Source organism: Natronomonas sp. (genome assembly GCF_046710025.1).
Lineage (GTDB): Archaea > Halobacteriota > Halobacteria > Halobacteriales > Haloarculaceae > Natronomonas.
In genome coordinates this window covers 1-4,769 of sequence record NZ_JBKEGK010000201.1, presented here as the reverse complement: position 1 = coordinate 4,769, position 4,769 = coordinate 1, and the positions used below count along the sequence as shown (strand labels likewise).

General features: G+C 63.8%; 4 protein-coding genes. 1 reads left to right on the top strand and 3 read right to left on the bottom strand.

The window, feature by feature from the left end; translation table 11 throughout:
- On the bottom strand, positions 1-181 hold a 181-nt coding region (locus tag ACI944_RS11900), incomplete at its 3' end, for a hypothetical protein (RefSeq protein WP_411719268.1).
- A gap of 120 nt (positions 182-301) precedes the next feature.
- Entirely contained in the window at positions 302-1,048 is a 747-nt protein-coding gene (locus ACI944_RS11895; RefSeq protein WP_411719267.1) for a nucleoside phosphorylase, read from the bottom strand.
- A gap of 580 nt (positions 1,049-1,628) precedes the next feature.
- Between ACI944_RS11895 and ACI944_RS11890 the strand changes: the two genes are divergently transcribed.
- On the top strand, positions 1,629-4,364 hold the full coding sequence (locus ACI944_RS11890) for a cation-translocating P-type ATPase (RefSeq protein WP_411719266.1): 2,736 nt from the start codon (positions 1,629-1,631) through the stop codon (positions 4,362-4,364).
- 19 nt (positions 4,365-4,383) lie between these two features.
- Here ACI944_RS11890 and ACI944_RS11885 read toward each other — a convergent pair.
- Positions 4,384-4,769: inorganic phosphate transporter (locus ACI944_RS11885; RefSeq protein ID WP_411719265.1), on the bottom strand; the 386-nt coding region annotated here is incomplete at its 5' end.

Here is a 4,769-nt window from a genome sequence, read left to right as displayed (position 1 = left end):
TCGGCCCATACGAATCAGGAATCTGTCCGCGGGGCGGTCCCTGCTCGCGCAGCTCTTTGCGCCGCTTCCAGTCTTTCGTCGTGGCGATGAACAGCTCCGTTTGGTCGTCTTCCAGCGCTGCGTTCGCTGTACTCCAGTAGCCCGCATCGGCAGAGAGCTTCAACGGGACTTCCCCGTTCACGTCCTCACACTCATCCAGTCAGGCAGCCGTCATCGGCTCGGCAGACAAATAATCATATTCTGATATATCCTCCACTCTTCTTGGGTACTTCGTCACCTACTGTTCAGGGCGGGGAGGATGTCAAAACGTGGTCGTCGCCTCGAGGGCGATCTCGATGGCACGTTCGACGTTATTCTGGGCCTTCTCTGGAAGTTCCTCGTCTTCGGTTTCGCCCTTCTGCGTGCCCTCAACCAGGTTGCCGTCGACGGTACAGATGGCGCCGGCACCCAGCCCCTTTCTGCGGGCCAACGTGAAGATGGCGGCAGCTTCCATCTCCACGGCCATGAGACCGGCGGCCTCCCAGGCCTCGACGTACTCGTCGGTCTCGGCGTAGAAGGCATCGTCAGTCGCGATCGGGCCGACATGGACGTCACCGCCGCCGCCGTGACCGGCAGCCTCGTGGGCCTCGGCCGCATCGACCAGTCCAGTCAGCGTCTGGTAATCCGGGACAGCGGGGAACTCGACATCCTCGTAGCGTTTCGAGGTGCCCTCGTTCTTCGTCGCGCCGGTCGCGACGACCATGTCGCCGATCTCGATGCCGGACTGGAGGGCCCCAGTCGTCCCGACCCGAATGAACGTCTCTACCCCCACACGGGCGAGTTCCTCGATTGCGACCGCGGCCGAGGGTGAACCGACGCCCGTCGAGCAAATCGTTAGTGGGGTGCCGTTGTAGACCGCGTTGACGACCTTGTACTCGCGGTTGTGGGTCAGTTCCTCGACCTCCTCGCAGTGGGCGGCGATGCGATCGACCCGACCCGGATCCCCCGGGACGAGTGCCACGTCGTTCAGATCGCCCGGTTCGACGAGCAGGTGGGGCTGTTTTGCCATATACCGGCGTTAGCGCGAGGGGTGGAAAAAGGCACGCGTTCCGAATCGAGGTTGACGGCTCCGTTGCTGGCGGTCCGCCCGCTGCAAGGCGGATGGGACCGAGCTGGGACGTTTCCCTCTGACAGTGTCGGGAACAGAACCACAAATAGTATCAAACGACGTTACCTACGCGCAAGATGGGCGAAATGTTCACCATCGCGACGCTCGGGAGACGTAGGGTGGCCGTCGTTCGTAACTCCCCGAGCCGACCGATTAGCCGCCCTGTCGTTCCCGGCAGTCATTCGAAAGCGTTGGTCGGTACTGTAACCGACGCGGCCAGACGATGCCCGGTTCGCCCGCTGGTCGTATCGCATCCCACAAGTCCCTCCCCAGTCGGTACGCTCCGGGTTCCCACGCCGATCCAGACGAAGGCGTCCGACTGGTAAAGCCAGAGCGACTGAGAAATCTCATGATTAGTCACCACTCACCCAATCGAACGGCATCCGCGGTCGTGGATCGCCTCACACAGACACCGGTATTAATATAATCTAAAAGAATGACTGGCAGAAAAGATGGAATCGAAACGCCGTGGTCTCGGTCAGTGACCGAGGTGCTGGACCATCTCGACGTGTCGTCGAACGAGGGATTGAGCGAACGAGCAGTCAAGGACCGACTCGAGCGGTTCGGTCGCAACGAGTTGCGGGAATCCGAACGGAAACCCTGGTGGAAGATCCTGTACGAGCAGTTCACCGGGTTCATTATCATCCTGCTGGGTGCCGCCGCTCTCGGCGCGCTCGCCATCGGCGAGAACATCGAAGGGATCTCCGTCATCGCCGTGCTCATCATCAACGGCATCATCGGGTTCGTCACCGAGATGCGGGCCGTCAGCTCGATGGAGAGCTTACAGGAACTGACGGAGATCGAAACCCGCGTCCGCCGCGACGGCGAGGACCGGGAGATCCCGGCGGAAGAGCTCGTCCCCGGCGACGTCGTGGTGCTGGAGGCCGGCGACGTCGTCCCGGCGGACCTGCGCGTGGTCGAAGCCAACAAAACGCAGGCCGACGAGTCGGCGCTCACCGGCGAGTCCGTTCCGGTCGGCAAGACCGGCGAGGTCACCGACGCCGACGCGCCCCTCGCCGAGCGCGAGAACATGCTCTACAAGGGGACCTACGTGACGCGGGGATCCGTCGAGGCGGTCGTCGTCTCGACCGGGATGGACACCGAACTGGGCAAGATCTCCGAGTCGCTCCAGGAGGCCGCCGAGGAGAAGACGCCACTCCAGCAGCGCCTGGACGAACTCGGCATGAAGCTCGTCCCGCTTCTGGTGTTCGTGGCCTCAGTCGTCCTCCTGTCGGGATATCTCAGGGGCCACGAGCTGCTCCTGATGGTCGAGGAGGCCATCGCGCTGGCCATCGCGACCGTCCCCGAGGGGCTCCCCATCGTCGCCACGCTCGTGCTCGCACGCGGAATGTGGCGGATGGCCGAACGCAATGCGCTGATCAGCAACCTCGGGTCGGTCGAGACGCTCGGTTCCACCAACATTATCGCCACGGACAAGACGGGCACGCTGACGGAAAACGAGATGACCGTCAGCGAGTTCGAGTTGGCGTCCGGCTCGGTGGAGGTCACCGGAACCGGGCTGGACACCGAAGGGTCCTTCCATCGACCCGACGAATCCGGCGACGGGTCGGATTCGGCCATGGGCGACGGCGGATTGCAACTCGAGGTGCCGAAGAATCGACCCCTCGAGGAGGCCGTCGAAGTGGGGGTCCTCTGTAACAATGCCTCGGTGACCGAAACGGACGGCGAGGCGGGGATAACCGGCGATCCGATGGAGGCAGCGCTCCTGATCGCGGGACTCAAGGCCGATATCGATCGCGACGACCTTCTCGATTCGATGCCCGAGGCGCGGGAGGTTTCCTTCGACCCGTCCGTGAAGATGATGGCGACTTACCACGAGCAGGACGGCGGGTACAGGGTCGCCGTCAAGGGCGCGCCCAGTGCCGTCGTGGAAGCGGCTACCCATCAGGTGACCGAGGACGGAACTGAAGAACTTTCCGAGGACGCCAAGGCGGACTGGATCGAGAAGGGCGATCGCATGGCTGAGGACGGGTTGCGCGTCCTCGCGCTCGCGCGGAAGACGGTGGACGACCCCGAGACCGAACCCTACGAGAACCTCGAACTGATCGGCCTGGTCGGTTTGATCGACCCGCCGCGCGAGGAGGTCAAGTCGACCATCGAGACGTGCAAGCAGGCCGGCATGCGGGTCGTCATGGTGACCGGCGACCACGCCGGGACCGCCAAGAACATCGCCAAGAGCGTCGGCATCGTGGACTCGGACGATCCCGACGTTGTCGAGGGCAGCGAACTCGATGCCCCCGAGAACCTCTCCGAGGAAGAAACGGAACGGTTCTCGAACGCCTCCATCTTCGCGCGGGTCAATCCCGAGAACAAACTCGACCTGATTGAACTCCACCAGGGTTTGGGTTCGATCGTCGCGATGACCGGCGACGGGGTCAACGACTCCCCGGCGCTCAAGAGTGCCGACATCGGGGTGGCCATGGGTCAGCGCGGTACCCAGGTCGCCCAGGAGGCTTCGGACATGATCCTCCGGGACGACAACTTCACCAGCATCTACCACGCCGTCCGGGAGGGGCGGAACATCTTTCGGAACATCCGGAAGTTCGTGCTGTATCTCATGTCCTGCAACGTCAGCGAACTGACGAGTATCCTGCTCGCGACGCTGGTGGGGCTGCCGCTACCCATCCTCCCGCTGCAGATCCTCTTCCTCAACGTCGTGAACGACATCTTTCCGGCGTTCGCGCTGGGGGCCTGCGAGGCCGGCGAGGACGTGATGAACCGGCCACCGCGCGAGCCCGACGAACCGATAATGACGCGGACGAACTGGACCGAGTTGGCGCTGTACGGCACCGCGCTATCGGTCGCGACCGTCGGCGCACTCGCCATCGCCGGCGGGATGTACGGCCAGGGGAGTGAGGCGGCCATCACCGTCTCGTTCCTAACCCTAGCGTTCGGGCAACTGTTCCACGTGTTCAACATGCGGGAGGTCACCTCGGGCCTCCTGCGCAACGAGGTCACCGAGAACCTCTACGTGTGGGGCGCGGTCGCCTTGTCGGGGATCATCGTGGCGAGCACGCTCTACCTGCCCGGCGTCTCGACGGCGTTGAAGACCACGCCCATCGGCATCGAGGGGTGGGCCGTCGTGTTCGGCATGAGCCTGATCCCGCTCGGCGTCGGTCAGGTCGAGCGCGAGATCCGCCGGCACTTCGGGACGCCCAAGTTCGGTACGATGATCGAGAACGCGCTCTCCGACTGAAGTCGTTTTCCACCGGTTTTTAGATAAAAACCGTTGCCAGCATCGTGTAGGCCGCGTAACTTGCACCGAACGCCAGCGCCAGCGACCCGATCCAGGCGGCGACGGTCCGGACGGCCTTTTTCCGACCGACGCCGGCCCCGCCGCCAGCGAGGCCGCTGCCAACGATCGCGGAGACGATGATCTCGTTGAACGAGACGGGAATGCCGAAAAAGACCGCGACCTGTGCGATCGCGAAGGAGGGGATCAGCGCGGCGATCGACAGGTCGGGGGACAGCGAAGAGTAGTCCTGCGACAGCGCCTTGATCATCCGCGGCGCGCCCGTCCACGATCCCACGAGCAACCCGAGCCCGCCGCCGACGAGCACAAGCGTCAGCGGCAATTCGTAGGGGTCGAGCAGGGGAAGCA

Excerpts from the sequence above, each read along its gene's own strand:
- ACI944_RS11895 (WP_411719267.1), bottom strand. The coding sequence starts at position 1,048 with ATGGCAAAACAGCCCCACCTGCTCGTCGAACCGGGCGATCTGAACGAC.